At 29.9% G+C, this 15,702-nt stretch carries 13 protein-coding genes; 1 reads left to right on the forward strand and 12 read right to left on the reverse strand.

Features of this window, described 5'->3' with window-relative positions; genetic code table 11:
- Positions 1–103: 103 nt before the first annotated feature.
- The 12 genes from mtaB to gpr form a co-directional block, all read right to left on the reverse strand.
- Positions 104–1,402, reverse strand: a complete 1,299-nt coding sequence (gene mtaB, locus B2W91_RS10130; RefSeq protein WP_291580491.1) for a tRNA (N(6)-L-threonylcarbamoyladenosine(37)-C(2))-methylthiotransferase MtaB — start codon at positions 1,400–1,402, stop codon at positions 104–106.
- Positions 1,402–2,151 carry a 16S rRNA (uracil(1498)-N(3))-methyltransferase gene (locus tag B2W91_RS10135; RefSeq protein WP_291580493.1) on the reverse strand — a complete coding sequence of 250 codons (750 nt, stop codon included), beginning with the start codon at positions 2,149–2,151 and terminating at the stop codon, positions 1,402–1,404. The genes mtaB and B2W91_RS10135 overlap by 1 nt, the downstream gene beginning before the upstream one ends.
- Before the next feature lie 20 nt (positions 2,152–2,171).
- Positions 2,172–3,107: a 50S ribosomal protein L11 methyltransferase gene (gene prmA, locus B2W91_RS10140; RefSeq protein WP_291580495.1), complete on the reverse strand. Its 936-nt coding sequence runs from the start codon at positions 3,105–3,107 to the stop codon at positions 2,172–2,174.
- A gap of 328 nt (positions 3,108–3,435) precedes the next feature.
- The gene (gene dnaJ / locus B2W91_RS10145; protein ID WP_291580497.1) at positions 3,436–4,569 is read right to left on the reverse strand and encodes a molecular chaperone DnaJ; all 1,134 of its coding nucleotides are present in this window, start codon (positions 4,567–4,569) and stop codon (positions 3,436–3,438) included.
- Positions 4,570–4,946: 377 nt separating this feature from the next.
- A complete protein-coding gene (gene dnaK, locus B2W91_RS10150) occupies positions 4,947–6,785 on the reverse strand; it encodes a molecular chaperone DnaK (protein WP_291580499.1) in 1,839 nt (612 codons plus the stop codon).
- Positions 6,786–6,804: 19 nt separating this feature from the next.
- A complete protein-coding gene (gene grpE / locus B2W91_RS10155) occupies positions 6,805–7,407 on the reverse strand; it encodes a nucleotide exchange factor GrpE (RefSeq protein ID WP_291580500.1) in 603 nt (200 codons plus the stop codon).
- Positions 7,408–7,448: 41 nt separating this feature from the next.
- Complete coding sequence (gene hrcA, locus B2W91_RS10160) at positions 7,449–8,489, reverse strand: heat-inducible transcriptional repressor HrcA (RefSeq protein WP_291580501.1); 1,041 nt, start codon at positions 8,487–8,489, stop codon at positions 7,449–7,451.
- Between the two features lie 90 nt (positions 8,490–8,579).
- Positions 8,580–9,713, reverse strand: a complete 1,134-nt coding sequence (gene hemW / locus B2W91_RS10165; protein WP_291580503.1) for a radical SAM family heme chaperone HemW — start codon at positions 9,711–9,713, stop codon at positions 8,580–8,582.
- A 20-nt stretch (positions 9,714–9,733) separates the two neighbouring features.
- Positions 9,734–11,542 carry a translation elongation factor 4 gene (gene lepA / locus B2W91_RS10170; protein WP_291580505.1) on the reverse strand — a complete coding sequence of 603 codons (1,809 nt, stop codon included), beginning with the start codon at positions 11,540–11,542 and terminating at the stop codon, positions 9,734–9,736.
- A gap of 501 nt (positions 11,543–12,043) precedes the next feature.
- The gene (locus B2W91_RS10175) at positions 12,044–12,310 is read right to left on the reverse strand and encodes a hypothetical protein (protein ID WP_291580506.1); all 267 of its coding nucleotides are present in this window, start codon (positions 12,308–12,310) and stop codon (positions 12,044–12,046) included.
- Positions 12,311–12,531: 221 nt separating this feature from the next.
- On the reverse strand, positions 12,532–13,587 hold the full coding sequence (locus tag B2W91_RS10180; protein WP_291580507.1) for a stage II sporulation protein P: 1,056 nt from the start codon (positions 13,585–13,587) through the stop codon (positions 12,532–12,534).
- Between the two features lie 223 nt (positions 13,588–13,810).
- Complete coding sequence (gene gpr / locus B2W91_RS10185) at positions 13,811–14,785, reverse strand: GPR endopeptidase (protein ID WP_291580508.1); 975 nt, start codon at positions 14,783–14,785, stop codon at positions 13,811–13,813.
- A gap of 364 nt (positions 14,786–15,149) precedes the next feature.
- Here gpr and rpsT point away from each other — a divergent pair, with 364 nt between their 5' ends.
- Positions 15,150–15,416 carry a 30S ribosomal protein S20 gene (gene rpsT / locus B2W91_RS10190; protein ID WP_291580509.1) on the forward strand — a complete coding sequence of 89 codons (267 nt, stop codon included), beginning with the start codon at positions 15,150–15,152 and terminating at the stop codon, positions 15,414–15,416.
- Positions 15,417–15,702 lie beyond the last annotated feature (286 nt).

Genomic DNA, 15,702 nt, shown 5'->3' on the forward strand with positions numbered 1-15,702 from the left:
TTCATTCTTCATTATTAATTCTTAATTTTTAATGGACTAAGCTGTTTACATAGAAAATTTACTTTTCAGAGTATATATTACATTTTCGCATTGTATCCCTATATTATACTTCACCTAAAATATATCCTTTATTTATTTCTTTAAGTTTAGTTTCTACTATTTTTCCTTGTAAATTTTCATCACTTTTTGTAATAACCTTAATATAATTTGGAGTGTAGCCCACATAGTGGTTACTTAACTCTTTACTTTCTTCCTCATATAGCACTTTCATTGTACGTCCTATAAATTTATTCATAAATTCATTTTCTAATTTTTCTGCTAAAGTAATCAGTGATTCACTTCTTTGTTCTTTTATATTGCCATCCACTTGTAGCATCATCTCTGCTGCTTTTGTACCTTTTCTTGGACTATACTTAAAAATGTGCATTTTAGAAAGCTTTATCTCACTTAAGAACTTATATGTTTCATTAAAATCCCTTTCGCTTTCCCCTGGAAAACCTGCAATAATATCTGTAGTTATAGATACATCACTTATATATTTTCTAAGATTTTCAACTACAATCTTATAATCCTCTGTAGTGTAGTGTCTATTCATTCTTTTTAAAGTAGCATCACATCCACTTTGAAGTGATAAATGGAAATGAGGACACATTTTTTCTAAAGTAGTTATTTTTTCTATAACTCCTTCTGAAAAAAATGTAGGATCAATAGAACCTATTCTTATTCTTTCAATTCCTTCTACCTTATTTATTTCTTCTAATACTTTTACTAAAGACCAATCTCCTTCTAAATCTACTCCATAAGACGCTGTATGTACTCCAGATAATATTATTTCTTTAAATCCATTTTGAGCAAGCTCATGAACTTCCTTTAATAATTTTTCAGGGTCTTTACTGCAAACTGCACCTCTCGCAAATGGGATTAAACAATAGGAGCAAAATTTGTTACATCCATCCTGTATTTTTAAGAAAGCGCGAGTTTTATCTTGATACTGCTCTATGTCTAATTCTTCAAATTTTTTATTTCTAAGTACATCATTTACTTCTACAAATTGTCTTTTTTCTTCTCTAGCTCTATTTACATAGTAAACAATATCTCCCTTGTTTCTAGTGCCTAAAACTACATCAACACCTTCAATTTTAGCAATTTCGTCAGAAGCTATTTGAGAATAACATCCTACAACAGCAATTATAGCCTCAGGATTTTTTCTTCTTGCTCTAGAAATCATTTGTCTCGATTTCTTATCTCCCATATTAGTTACAGTGCAGGTGTTTATAACATACACATCTGAAAATTCTTCGAAATTAGTTATCTCATATCCATCTTTTATAAACTTTTCTATCATAGCCTCTGATTCATATACATTAACTCTACACCCTAATGTAGAAAAAGCAACTTTCATTATATATTTCCTCCTAAATCTCCTAGCTCATACATAAGAAGGCTCAAGGCTACAAAACCTGCCGTTTCAGTTCTTAAGATTCTTGGTCCTAAGGTCACAATATGCGCTTCTAATTCTTCAAGTTTTAAAATTTCTTCTTCCTCGAAGCCTCCTTCTGGACCTATAATAATAGCTATATTTTCAATTTGAGTATTTGTTAAATTGCTGATTAATTTTTTAATTCCGTCCCCTTCCTTATTTTCATAAGGAACTACAATTAAATCCATATCTTTTAATTTTATTAGAAGCTCTTCAAACTCCATAGGTATGTTTATATTAGGTATTAAACTTCTTTTACTTTGCTTACAAGCTTCAAGAGCTATTCTATTCCATCTATCTACCTTCTTAAACTCTAAATCATTTTTAACTACAACTCTTTCTGTAATTATTGGAGTTATGCTCCTAATTCCAAGCTCAGTATTTTTTTGAACAATTAAATCCATTTTTGTAGATTTGGGCATTCCTTGAAAAAGATGAACTTTAATATTACTTTCATTGTTTAGCTCCACCTCTTCAAGAATATTAACAACAACCTCTTTTTTATTAATATCAATAAGCTCCCCTATATACTCTTTACCTTCACAGTTATTAATATTAACTTTTTCACCCTCTTTAAGTCTTAAAACTTTATATATATGTTTAACATCATCACCTTCAATGGTGCATTTATTTCCTACTATGTTATCCTTAGATACAAAAAACTTATGCATTTATATCTTCTCCCTTTGAATTACGCTTTTGATACTATACAAGCCCATTCACCATCATTAATTACTTCTAAAATTTCAAATCCGCAAGATTTTAATTTATTAATAACATCTTCCTGTCTTGATAAAATTATTCCTGAAGAAATAAAGTATCCATCTCTCTTTATAAATTCTTTAACACCTTCTGCTAAAAATATTATAACGTCAGCTATGATATTTGCTACTACTATATCTGCTTTTCCTTCAACAACCTCCATTAAATCCCCATAAAGAACTTCCACATTATCTATGTGATTGTATGACACATTCTTTTTAGCAGAGTCTACTGCTACAGGATCCAAATCTACAGCTATGACCTTTTCTGCTCCTAATTTTGAAGCAGAAATAGATAATATTCCTGATCCTGTTCCTATATCAAAAACTACACTATCTTTATCAACATATTTTTCTAATGATTTGATACACATTCTTGTAGTTTCATGAGTACCAGTACCGAAAGCCATTCCTGGATCTAATTCTACTATTACCTCATTATCTTTAGGCTCATAATTCTCCCAAATAGGCTTAACAAGTATTTTGTCTCCTATTTTTGTAGGTTTATAATACTTTTTCCAATTATTCTCCCACTCTTCTTCATTAACTTTCATAGCGGTAACTACACCTTCACCTTTATCAAAGCCAAATTCAGGAAGTTTTTCAACACTCTCTTTTATGTACTCTAGATACTCATCAAAATTTTCATCTTTTTTAAAATATCCTTTAACTACAGCTCCCGTTTTTATATCTAATATGGTTTCATCAAAATAATCCCAATCTCCAGGATTTCTTTTTTTAAACTCCACATCTTCCGAATCAATTATAGATACACCTTTTACTCCAGTGTTATAGAAAAAGCCTGATACAGCTTCTGTTGCTTCACTACTTGTAACTACAGTTACTTCTATCCAATCCTTATCCATTGTCATTCCTCCAATTAAATCTAGGCATATTTTAAAAAATAAATAGTCAGTATCCTATCCTATTTTGCATATAGCACATTATCCTAAGACATCTTTACTATGAATAGGCTTTTATGTTTCATCCTCTAGTAGGAAACATCCATCTCTTCTCTAGCTAATTATTTTACTTCACATGCCTTATATAAATTTTATTTTTTCAATTAAATTTAGTATCATTATTATATACTATCATAATTTTTAACCTTTTTAAATTTTATAATCAATTATTTTTTCAATAGAAAGTATAAAAACAAAGAAACCTCACTTTTAAAGTGAAGTTTCTAATAATTTATTTTTTATTTCCAAATAAATTAAATTTTTTCTTAGTTTCTCCAATTTCCTCTGTAGATTCTCCACTAGCTTCCACAAACATTCTAAGTGCTTCTACTTGTTTATCATTCAATTGCTTTGGAACATCTACTATAACCTTAACATATTGGTCTCCACGTCCTGCGGAATTAACTCTAGGTACACCTTTTCCTTTTAATCTAAATATAGTTCCTGGTTGGGTTCCTGCAGGTATTTTGTATTTAACATCACCATCAACAGTTGGAACTGTAATTTCAATTCCTAGTGCTGCATTAGCAAAACTAATGCGAGTCTCTATATGAATATCAAAACCTTGTCTCTTAAAGGTTTTATGTGGTGCCACTCTTAAATTTATATATAAATCTCCAGAAGGGCCTCCATTTTCACCTGCTTCTCCTTGTGCCCTTAAAGGCATAACATTACCGCTATCTACACCTGCTGGTATATTAACAGTTATCTTTCTAGTCTTTCTTTCTTTACCACTACCATGGCATGATGTACATGGCTCATCGATTGTTTGCCCCTTACCTCTACATGCATCACAAGTAGTAGTTGAAGCAATAACCCCTATTGGAGTTTGTCTTTGTACTCTTATTTGACCTGAACCATTACATTTAGTACAAGTTTTAGCGGATGTTCCTGGCTGTGCACCCGTACCATTACAAGTTTCACAGCTTTCTCTTCTTGTTACAGAGATTTCTTTTTCTACTCCAAATACAGCCTCTTCAAAGGTTAAATTTAAGTTATATTCAAGGTCAGCACCTTTTCTTGGAGCATTTTTTCTATTTCCTCCGCCGAAGCCACCAAAGCCGCCTCCAAATATATCACCGAAAATATCACCAAAGTCAAAGCCGCCTCCACTAAAGTCAAAGCCTCCAAAACCTTGACCATTAAAATCAGCAGTTCCAAATTGGTCATATCTTTGTCTCTTTTCTGAATCAGATAATACTTGGTAAGCTTCATTTACTTCTTTAAATTTTTCTTCTGATTCTTTATCTCCTGGGTTTCTATCAGGGTGATATTTTAATGCTGATTTTTTAAAAGCTCTTTTTATATCATCTTCACTAGCATTCTTATCTACACCTAGAACCTCATAATAATCCTTATTTGCCATTAACTCTTTCACCACCTATTATACTCTGTTTTATACTATAAAACATCTTTAGCATAAATTCAACTTCTATTAGTTTATTATGTATAATTCCTAAAATATGCTACTTAATATTTAATTAATGTAAAATTCACTATTATAAACATTTCTCATCTTTAGAAAAACTTCAACTTGACTTCTTTTTAAAAATAAATAAGTTACCTTTAATATAGAATAAATAAAAGGCATACCATCCTAGCGCAATGTTCTAGCAAAACTATTTAAGTAAAATTAGTTTTAACTTCATTGTACATTATTTAAAATTATCAATTTAATAGACTATCGCATAAGTTTAGCTAAATTAAGGGAGGGGCGTTATACCCATCCCTTAATTAAAATAATTAATCTACTTTGTAATCAGCATCAACTACATTATCATCTTCTGGTCCGTTTTGTCCCATGTTATTTGGATCTTGTGGGTCTTGTGGGTCTTGACCTTGTGCAGCCTCTGCTTGATAAATCTTAGAAGATACAGCATAGAACGCTTGAGTTAATTCTTCTGTAGCTTTTTTAATAGCTTCTAAATCTTCTCCGTCTTTAACTTTATTTAGAGCTTCTAATTTTTCATTTATTGAAGCCTTATCTTCAGCTGATACTTTATCACCTAATTCATTTAAAGTTTTTTCAGTTTGATATGCCACTTGATCAGCATTATTCTTAATCTCTATATTTTCTTTTCTCTTCTTATCTTCTTCAGCAAATCTTTCTGCTTCATTTACTGCATTTTGAATTTCATCTTCACTTAAATTAGTAGAAGCAGTAATTGTAATGTTTGCTTCTTTTCCTGTTCCTTTATCCTTAGCTGTAACGTTAACTATACCATTAGCATCTATATCAAAAGTAACTTCAATTTGAGGAATTCCTCTTGGAGCTGGTGCTATTCCTGATAATGTAAATCTTCCTAGTGTTTTATTATCAGCTGCCATTTGTCTTTCACCTTGAACAACGTGAATTTCAACAGATGTTTGACCATCTTGAGCTGTAGAGAATACTTGGCTCTTCTTAGTTGGAATTGTAGTATTTCTCTCAATTAAAGCAGTAGCAACTCCTCCTAAAGTTTCAATTCCCAAAGTTAATGGACTAACGTCTAATAGTAGTACGTCCTTAACATCTCCTGTTAACACACCCGCTTGTATTGCTGCACCTGCTGCAACACATTCATCCGGGTTAACTCCTTTTGAAGGTTCTTTTCCTGTAAAGTTTTTAACTGCTTCTTGTATAGCAGGAATTCTTGTTGATCCCCCTACTAATACAATTTTATCTACTTCATTTATGCTTAATCCTGCATCTTGTAATGCTTTTTTCATTGGCTCTATTGTTCTTTGTACTAGGTCATGAGTTAATTCATTAAACTTAGCTCTTGTTAAGTTTAAATCTATATGTTTTGGACCTGTAGCATCTGCAGTTATAAATGGTAAATTGATATTTGTTTGAGTTGATGAAGATAATTCAATTTTAGCTTTTTCAGCAGCTTCTTTTAATCTTTGAAGTGCCATTTTATCATTTCTTAAGTCTATACCATTTTCTGCTTTAAAAGTATTTGCTATATAATCTATAACTTTTTGGTCAAAGTCATCTCCACCAAGTTTTGTATCTCCATTTGTAGATTTAACTTCAAATACTCCATCTCCAAGCTCTAATATAGATACGTCAAATGTACCTCCACCTAAGTCATAAACAAATATCTTTTGGTTTTTATCCATTTTATCAAGACCATAAGCAAGTGATGCTGCTGTTGGCTCATTGATTATTCTTTTAACATCTAAACCTGCAATTCTACCTGCATCTTTAGTTGCTTGTCTTTCACTGTCATTAAAATATGCTGGAACTGTTATAACAGCTTCTGTTACTGTTTCTCCTAAATATGCTTCTGCATCAGCTTTAATCTTTTGAAGAACCATTGCTGATATTTCTTGAGGAGTATATTCCTTTTCATCTATTTTAACTTTATGGTTAGTTCCCATATATCTTTTTATTGACATTATTGTTTTATCTGGATTTGTGATTGCTTGTCTTTTTGCTACTTGACCTACTAATCTTTCTCCATCTGCTAAAAAAGATACTACTGAAGGAGTAGTTCTCGCACCTTCCGCATTTGGAATTATAACTGGTTCTCCACCTTCCATAACAGCCACACATGAATTTGTTGTACCTAAATCAATACCTATTATTTTTCCCATTGTATTTACCTCCTAAATGTTAATTTGCAACTTTTACCATACTATATCTTAATACTTTATTTCCTTTTTTATATCCTTTTAAGAAAACTTCTGCAATTTGATTTTTACCCAAATTCTCATCTTCTACATGCATAACAGCATTATGAAGATTAGGATCGAATTCAACGTCTGTAGCAACTTCCTCTATTCCTAATTTTTCAAATGAAGTATTAAATTGCTTAACAGTCATCTCTATTCCCTTTTTTAGATCTTCTTCACTTCCACTAACACTTAATGCACGTTCAAGATTATCTAGAACAGGGAACATTTCTTTTAGAACATCTCCGCAAGCATCTACGTAAATGTTCTCCTTTTCTTTTACTGTTCTTTTCCTATAGTTATCATATTCAGCAGTTAATCTTAAAATTCTATCTTTTAATGATGATAATTCCTGTTTTAGACTTTCATTTTCTTCTTTTAAAGCTTTTACATCATAAAGTTCTGGTGATGATATGTCTTCAAACTCTTTATCCTCATTTATTTCAGCTTCTTCTAAAGTCTCTTCTACATTATCAACTTCTTCATTATTTTCTAAAGCTTCTTCCATCTTTTTATTCTTCAGGTCTTCATCTATATTTTGCACTTCTCATTCCTCCATTCCAAAGCTATTATAATACAACGATTTTACTTAAAACCGTTGTATTTTTTTGATATATTAATGTTTAATTCATTAACTATGCCATTAAGGACTGCAATTACCTTGCCATAGGGAATTCTAGTAGGTCCTATAACCCCTATAGTCCCTAGCGAATTGCCATTATAACTATATGTTGCAGTTATTATACTGCAATCTTTAGCGCATTCCATAAAATTCTCTCGTCCAATTTTTATAGATAATTCACCTTCATCATTTTCAAGAATATTACTGATACTTTTAGAATTATTAACTAGCACTAAAAATTCCTTTGCTTTATCAATATTATTGTACTCAGGATAATTAAAAATATTTGTGCTTCCTTCTATATAAACCTCACTATTTTCAGTATTCACTAAACTTTCATAAAGTACAGGAAGTATAGCATCGAATATTTCTTCATTTCCATGTAGATCCTTTTTTAGATTAACTAATAATTCTAAATTAATCTTTTCTACAGAAATATCTCTTAATCTTATATTTAAAATATTATTTATTTTGAATAATGAATTATTGTCAATTGGATTACTAACTCTAATAACATTATGCTTTATCAAACCACTATCCGTGATAATTGTTGATAAAATACTATTCTTATCTAGGCTAATTAATTGTATATACTTAACAAAACTTTTTTTAACCGATGGTGCTTTTACAATAGATGTTAAATTTGTAAGTTCTGAAAGAAGTTGAGTTGCACCTTTTACAATTTTGTCAATTTCACTAAAAGCTTGATCTACTAAATAACTTTTTATGGCATTTTCTTCTTCCTGAGTTAAAGAGGATAACTTCATAAGTCTATCTACATACAGCCTATACCCCTTATCTGAAGGTTTTCTTCCTGAAGAGGTATGTAATTGTTCCAAATATCCCATTTCCTCTAAATCTGCCATCTCATTTCTTATAGTAGCTGAACTAATTCCTAAATCATACTTTTTAGCAATAGTTCTTGACCCTACAGGCTCTCCATAGATAATGTAGTCATTGATAATAGCCTGAAGTATATAAATTTTTCTATCATCAATCTTCATGTTATCACCTCTTTATTAGCACTCTCTATTATTGAGTGCTAATCACTACATTTTTAAAATATCATTTAAATTTTTAATTGTCAATACCCTTTATGATTTTTCTAATAAAAATTCAGACATAATTATATTAGATACCTCTATTCCTCTTTCATTTAAAAATATTCTTTCCTCAGTTTCGCATAACATATTTAAAGATTTATACTTGTTAATAACTTCACCATAAATATCATATATGTTTTGTGAAAATCTTTTCTCAAACTCTTCTTTTTTAATACCCTGAACTTTTCTGAGACCTAAAAACATGAATTCTTCTATATTTTCTTCTAATGTATTTTCATTTTTATCCACTAATGGGCTATTATATTTATTCATTCTCTCTATATAATCTTTTATATTTTCAGCATTTGAATACCTTATATTATCTATGTAAGAATGAGCGGAAACGCCACAACCAATATAAGGGTTTAAATCCCAATATACTAAGTTATGTTTACATTCCTTACCTTCCTTACAAAAATTAGAGATTTCATATTGACTATAACCATATTTGCTTAAAATTTTTAAAGTAGTAGAATACATCTGTCGTTCAACATCTTCATTAGGTAAATTTAATTTCTCATTTTTATAAAGATTAAAAAACGGAGTTCCTTCCTCAATAATTAAGCTATAACAAGATAAATGCTCTGGATCTAATGATGCTACTTTTTCAAGGGTTTCCTCCCACATCTCAATGTTTTGATTTGGAAGTCCAAACATTAAATCTATATTAATATTATCAAAACCTAATTGTCTTGCCATTAAATAACTTTCTTCAAATTCTTCTATAGTATGAATCCTTCCTAGCGTCTTTAATAAACTATTCTGCCAAGCTTGAAGCCCTATACTTAATCTATTAACTCCCATGCTTTTTAAAAACTCTAATTTCTCCTTTGTAAAGGTTCCTGGATTTCCTTCTACAGTAAATTCTACATCTTTATGAATATTTAGTTTATCTATGCTTTCTTTTATTATTTTAAAGCCTTCTAAAGATAAATAGGCGGGAGTTCCCCCACCTATAAATATTGTTTTTATAATCTTATCACTATCTATGTTGTTAATTTCTTTAGATAAGGCTTTAGCATAATCGAGCATATATCCTTCATTGCCACTAAAAGAAGCAAAGTCACAATAAAAACATTTGTTTTTACAAAATGGAATGTGAATATATAATGCTACCTTATTCATAATCTTATCCTCACTTTTTATTAATCTATTTTTAATACAGCCATAAATGCTTCTTGTGGTACCTCTACGCTACCAATTTGTCTCATTCTCTTCTTTCCTTGCTTTTGCTTTTCTAAAAGTTTTTTCTTTCTTGAAATATCTCCACCATAGCATTTTGCAAGTACATCTTTTCTCATAGCTTTTACAGTTTCTCTTGCTATGATTTTTGAACCTACAGCTGCCTGTATAGGAATTTCGAATAATTGTCTAGGAATAATCTCTTTAAGCTTTTCAGCCATAGCTCTTCCTCTATAATAAGCTCTCTCCTCTGGCACTATCATTGATAAGGCATCTACTACCTCTCCATTTAACATTATATCTAACTTAACAAGTTTAGTTTCCTTATATCCTTTTAATTCATAATCAAAAGAAGCATATCCTCTAGTTCTAGATTTTAATGCATCAAAGAAATCATAAACTATCTCATTTAGAGGCATATCGTAATTTATAACTACCCTTGTTTCCTCAATATATTGCATATCAATGAATATACCTCTCTTATCCTGGCAAAGTTCCATTATTGCTCCAACATAATCTGAAGGTGAAATTATTGAAGTTTTAACCATAGGCTCTTCCATATAACTTATTTCTGATGGTTCTGGAAGATTAGTTGGGTTTGTTATTTCTACAAGAGTTCCATCAGTTTTTACTACCTTATAAATAACAGAAGGTGCTGTAGTTATAATATCTAAGTTAAACTCTCTCTCTATTCTTTCTTGAATGATTTCCATATGTAGAAGTCCTAAGAAACCACATCTAAATCCAAATCCTAGTGCTATAGAAGTCTCTGGTTCAAAAGATAAGGCAGCATCATTTAGTTGTAATTTTTCTAGTGCCTCTTTTAAAGCTTCATATTTGGATCCGTCTACAGGATAAATTCCACTAAAAACCATTGGTATTGCAGGTCTATAACCTTCAAGAGCTTCTTCTGCCGGTCTATTAGCTTCTGTAATTGTATCCCCTGCTCTAGCATCTCCAACATTTTTTATTGAAGCACTTAAATATCCAACTTCACCTGCTCTTAGTTCCTTAATAGGCATTGGTGCCGGTGTAAATACACCAACTTCAGTAACATCATAAACTTTATTAGTATTCATAAGTTTTATTTTAGTTCCTGGTTTAACAATACCATCCATAACTCTTATATATGTAACAACGCCTTTATAGCTATCATAGTATGAATCAAATATTAAAGCTTTTAATGGAGCTTCCTCATCTCCATTTGGTGCTGGTATCTTTTTTACTACTGTTTCTAAAACATCTTCTATATTAAGCCCTGTCTTAGCAGAAATAAGCGGTGCATCATGAGCTTCTATTCCTATTACATCCTCTATTTCTTGTTTAATTTCATCTGGTCTCGCACTTGGAAGATCAATCTTGTTTATCACTGGTGCAATTTCAAGATTATGATCTAATGCTAGATAGCAGTTTGCCAATGTTTGAGCTTGAATACCTTGAGTAGCATCTACTACTAACACTGCTCCTTCACAAGCAGCTAGACTTCTAGAAACTTCATAATTAAAGTCTACATGCCCTGGAGTATCAATTAAATTTAATATGTACTCTTGTCCATCTACTTCTCTTTTATATACAAGCCTTGCAGCTTGAGCTTTAATTGTAATTCCTCTTTCTTTTTCAAGTTCCATATTATCTAGTATTTGTGATTCCATTTCTCTCTCTGTTAAAGTACCAGTTTTTTCTAAAAGTCTATCTGCTAAGGTAGATTTACCATGATCTATATGTGCAACTATAGAAAAGTTTCTTATATTTTTTTGTCTATTATTTTGCATTAATTTTTACCCCCGTTTACGATAATGGATATATTAAAGTTATATTTAATAAGTTTTGATTAACTTTTATTTTTATAACATGAATACAATTATCACAATGAGTTTGATGTAAATAATCGTAGATTTATTTTTTACTCTAAGAGATTCTTAGTTCTTTACAAAATGTTATTATCTTCAAGTAAATACATTCATAGTTATTTAATCAAAACTTCAAATTATACCTTAGGTATTAACAAATAAATAACTACTCAATGCTACAAGTTTATTTTGTGTTATATTTCCTCTATAAAATTACTACTATCACCATTATAATCAGATTCTATAAACATATCTAACACAAGGTAAACCTTCCACCTCTAGCTATTTATTTTACTTCAAATACCCTAGTCTAATTATATATTCTATATCTTTTCACACAATTAATCAGATTAAATTATATCATATAATTTAGGAACTTTGTCAATAAGAACCCTTTGTTTCTAGTTGATTAGGTTAAAACCTCTATGATCTAGATAGAGATATTATTTTTTCAACAGTATTGCTTATAATAAGTTCTGCTCCATTTTTAAAATTATATAATATCTCAGTATTTAATATTATATGTTTTTCCCCTAAATCTAAAACTATTTTGGGAGGATTATCTTTTACATAAACTTTAAAAGAACTTTTCTCTTTAACAATGCTTGATGAATTTATATTAACAGATAAAACTCCTAATATTAAAATTGTTATAGTTAACCATACTATCTTTTTATGTTTTTTACCCATAAAAACTACCTCCCCATGTCATAAGGATGTACTTTTTTTACTTTTTTTATACAAATAGGACGTCTAAAAATAATTAATTAAAAATTAGAAGTATATTCTATATCAAATTATTATAAACAAAAAGAAAACCCAAAGATAGCGTATTATCCATGGGTTATGGTGATAAAGTACAACTAAATATATATATAGAAACTATCATGTATTTCTAAATATGATTACAATTATTTCAAGGCTTCTCCAATAACCTGTCCTAAATATTTCATACTAGTTTTTGCTTCGCTTAATGTGTTTGTGCTAGCACCTACCTCAATTAAAACTGCATTATCGCTTAAATCTTGGCTGTAATAAGTTATGCCTGTAGTATAAGTGTCAAATATAGGCCTTCCTCTCAACAAATCTGGGAATGACTTATTTGCAATATTAACCATAGCATTCATTTTTGCTAATTGATTTTTATATCTAGGATTAGCAGTGGCAGGTACAAACATTATCTTTGCTACTGATTCCCCATTTACAGCTCCAGTAACAGACTCTTTTTTAGGACCAGAATCCCTATGCATGTCTATAATCAAATCAAAATCTTTATATTGATTCAAATATCTTTTTAAAGTTTCACGAGATTTATAATATGCATCATCATAATTAGTATCATGAAAAGTCTTATCATGTATAACTGCAAACCCACGCTTTTCTAACTCTGCTGTCAACGCATCTCCTACTGCTATCATGTTACTACTAGGATCTTTTTTTGAAGGCTCACCAGGTGAATAAGCTTCACAAGTATGAGTATGGTAAATTAATACTCTCTTATTGGCATTTTTCATTCTCTCTTCTTCACTAATATTTTTTATATCCCTTTTATTGATATCATTTTCCTTTAGGTTAAAAGAATCTATATTAAAATCTTCAATGAAAGTCTCCTTGCTCTTATCTGCTGTATTTTCACTGTTATTTTTATTAAAAAGCCCAAATTCATCTTTAATTATTTGTACAATGTTAAAAGCAGATATTCCCTTGTCTTCTTCTCTTACCAAATCATTTGAAGATGCGCCAAAGGAGGATATACTACTATTTATTACCTTAAAATAAAGGCTAGTCCTAAAACTGCTTTGATGATTATAATTGTGTATTAAAAAATTCTTTTCAAGCAAAATTACCAATAATATCATAATTAAAAATGTTATTCCAACCTTTGAATATTTAGTTAGGGATTTATTTTTATTATTTATTTTATACTTATTATTATATCTACCATAACTTTGCCTTTTGTAATTCATTTTACCCCTCCTGTATACCTAAGAATAAGATTTATAACAATTGAAAATTGATAACGAACAATTATAAAAATAAGTATTAAATTTAAAAATATGTAATCAGTCTAAAAATATTTAAAGATCTTTATTGGGTTTTAATTGTCCTATTTCAATAATCAATTGTTTAAATCATATTATTTATTAATAAATATATTTGATATATATGAGGAGATTTTATTATTTATAACTAATTTAGGTATTTATTAATATCATCTAAGGTTAATGCCGGCTGAAGTGCTATATTTATCCCATTAGCAATTATTTTAGATACAGAATCAACTATCATATCTATATCTTTAGGAGTAACTACTAAAGTTGCCATTTTTACTCCTAGAGTTTCTCTTATCAAATTTTGTTTTTCATTTTTATCTAAAGACTGTAAAAGCTTATAAAATTCTCCGCCTGAAGTTGCTTCATCTATTAAATCGTCTATAACTAAATCTATAGTATCATTTGCTAGTGTAGCTGCATCCACAACTGTAGGCACTCCTATAGCAATAACTGGCACACCCAATGTACTTTCGCTTAATTCCATTCTTTTATTGCCTATTCCAGCACCTGGTGATATTCCTGTATCACCAATTTGAATAGTTCTATTTACTCTTTGAGTTTTTCTAGAGGCCAATGCATCAATACATATAACTATATTAGGCTTAATTTTATCTACTATGCCTCTTACAATCTCACTTGTTTCTATACCTGTAATACCTAGCACTCCTGGAGCAACTGCACAAACTGGTCTAATACCTTCATCTATACTATTAGGCACATACTCTTTTAAATGTCTTGTTACCATAAGCTTAGATACAACCTTAGGCCCTAGTGCATCAGGAGTGATATTCCAATTACCAAGGCCTACTACTAGTGCAGTCATACTTTCATCCAATTTAATTATTTTACTTAATTCCTTTGCTAATGTTTTGCTTACATTATCTTTTGAATCAGCATCATAATGAACAATATCTGCAAACTCTAAGGTAATATAATTTCCTTTTGGCTTACCTATTATTCTCTCACCTTCATCAGTTAATACCTTTACGTGTGAAACCATCACCTGTTTATCGATATAATCAATTACTTCTACTCCATCTATATCGCTTTTATTCTTTTCCTTATAATATTCTCTAGCCTCTAATGCTAAATCCGTTCTTATGTTATTCATAATCTCTCTCCTTTTTACTTTTAGTTAAAACTAAAGATAATTTTTAATATAAATATTAAAATGATAAAATGCCTCATAAAAGATTAGTTTGTTTCTAAAATATATTTTTTCCAAATAAATTATTACTATTCTTTTGGGAAAATTTTAGCTAACTATGTATTTTTACTTGCATTACTGTTATAATACATAAAGGGAAGTTATTACAAAATTTATTAAAGTTATTAGATTTTAATCTTAAAAGGTAAATTCTACTTGAAGTGATTTTGAAATAATGATATAATAGCATTTGTTAAATATAGGACTCATACGCAGACTTCCCCAAAGCTGCTGAGACGTGATAAAAATACAAGGGGGTGAAACACACATGGCAAACATTAAGTCAGCACAAAAAAGAATTAAAGTTGCGAAAACTAAAACTCTTAGAAATACAATGATAAAATCTGCACTTAAAACTAAAATAAAAAAGTTTGAAGTTGCAGTTGCTAACAAAAATGTAGAAGAAGCTAAAGCTAACTACAGCGTAGTTGTTAAAGCTTTAGATATGGCTGCTTCAAAAGGAATAATACATAAAAATAAAGCAGCTAGAAAGAAATCTAGATTAGCTACAAAGTTAACTAGCTTATCAGCTTAATAAATAAACCGTGATTTTATCACGGTTTTTTTATTTTAATAGGGTTAAAATATTTATTTATTTGGTATTATAATTTAAACTATTGAATTCACAATTCACAGTTTAAAATTGATTAATCGTAGCGGCGAACAGTGTTCGCCATATATTATTAAATAAATATTAAACTATAAGGCATATTAAAAAGAACTGGCGAACACTGTTCGCTCCTACAATGAAACACTGGCAATTGTAGCCTCTCCATAGTACTAGTTAGATTTATTAGTATTGTTCCGACCTATACTGCACC

This window comes from Clostridium sp. UBA6640, assembly GCF_002455975.1.
Classification (GTDB): Bacteria; Bacillota; Clostridia; order Clostridiales; family Clostridiaceae; genus Clostridium_J.

Excerpts from the sequence above, each read along its gene's own strand:
- mtaB (WP_291580491.1), bottom strand. The coding sequence starts at position 1,402 with ATGAAAGTTGCTTTTTCTACATTAGGGTGTAGAGTTAATGTATATGAA.
- B2W91_RS10135 (WP_291580493.1), bottom strand. The coding sequence starts at position 2,151 with ATGCATAAGTTTTTTGTATCTAAGGATAACATAGTAGGAAATAAATGC.
- prmA (WP_291580495.1), bottom strand. The coding sequence starts at position 3,107 with ATGGATAAGGATTGGATAGAAGTAACTGTAGTTACAAGTAGTGAAGCA.
- dnaJ (WP_291580497.1), bottom strand. The coding sequence starts at position 4,569 with ATGGCAAATAAGGATTATTATGAGGTTCTAGGTGTAGATAAGAATGCT.
- dnaK (WP_291580499.1), bottom strand. The coding sequence starts at position 6,785 with ATGGGAAAAATAATAGGTATTGATTTAGGTACAACAAATTCATGTGTG.
- hrcA (WP_291580501.1), bottom strand. The coding sequence starts at position 8,489 with ATGAAGATTGATGATAGAAAAATTTATATACTTCAGGCTATTATCAAT.
- hemW (WP_291580503.1), bottom strand. The coding sequence starts at position 9,713 with ATGAATAAGGTAGCATTATATATTCACATTCCATTTTGTAAAAACAAA.
- lepA (WP_291580505.1), bottom strand. The coding sequence starts at position 11,542 with ATGCAAAATAATAGACAAAAAAATATAAGAAACTTTTCTATAGTTGCA.
- B2W91_RS10175 (WP_291580506.1), bottom strand. The coding sequence starts at position 12,310 with ATGGGTAAAAAACATAAAAAGATAGTATGGTTAACTATAACAATTTTA.
- B2W91_RS10180 (WP_291580507.1), bottom strand. The coding sequence starts at position 13,587 with ATGAATTACAAAAGGCAAAGTTATGGTAGATATAATAATAAGTATAAA.
- gpr (WP_291580508.1), bottom strand. The coding sequence starts at position 14,785 with ATGAATAACATAAGAACGGATTTAGCATTAGAGGCTAGAGAATATTAT.
- rpsT (WP_291580509.1), top strand. The coding sequence starts at position 15,150 with ATGGCAAACATTAAGTCAGCACAAAAAAGAATTAAAGTTGCGAAAACT.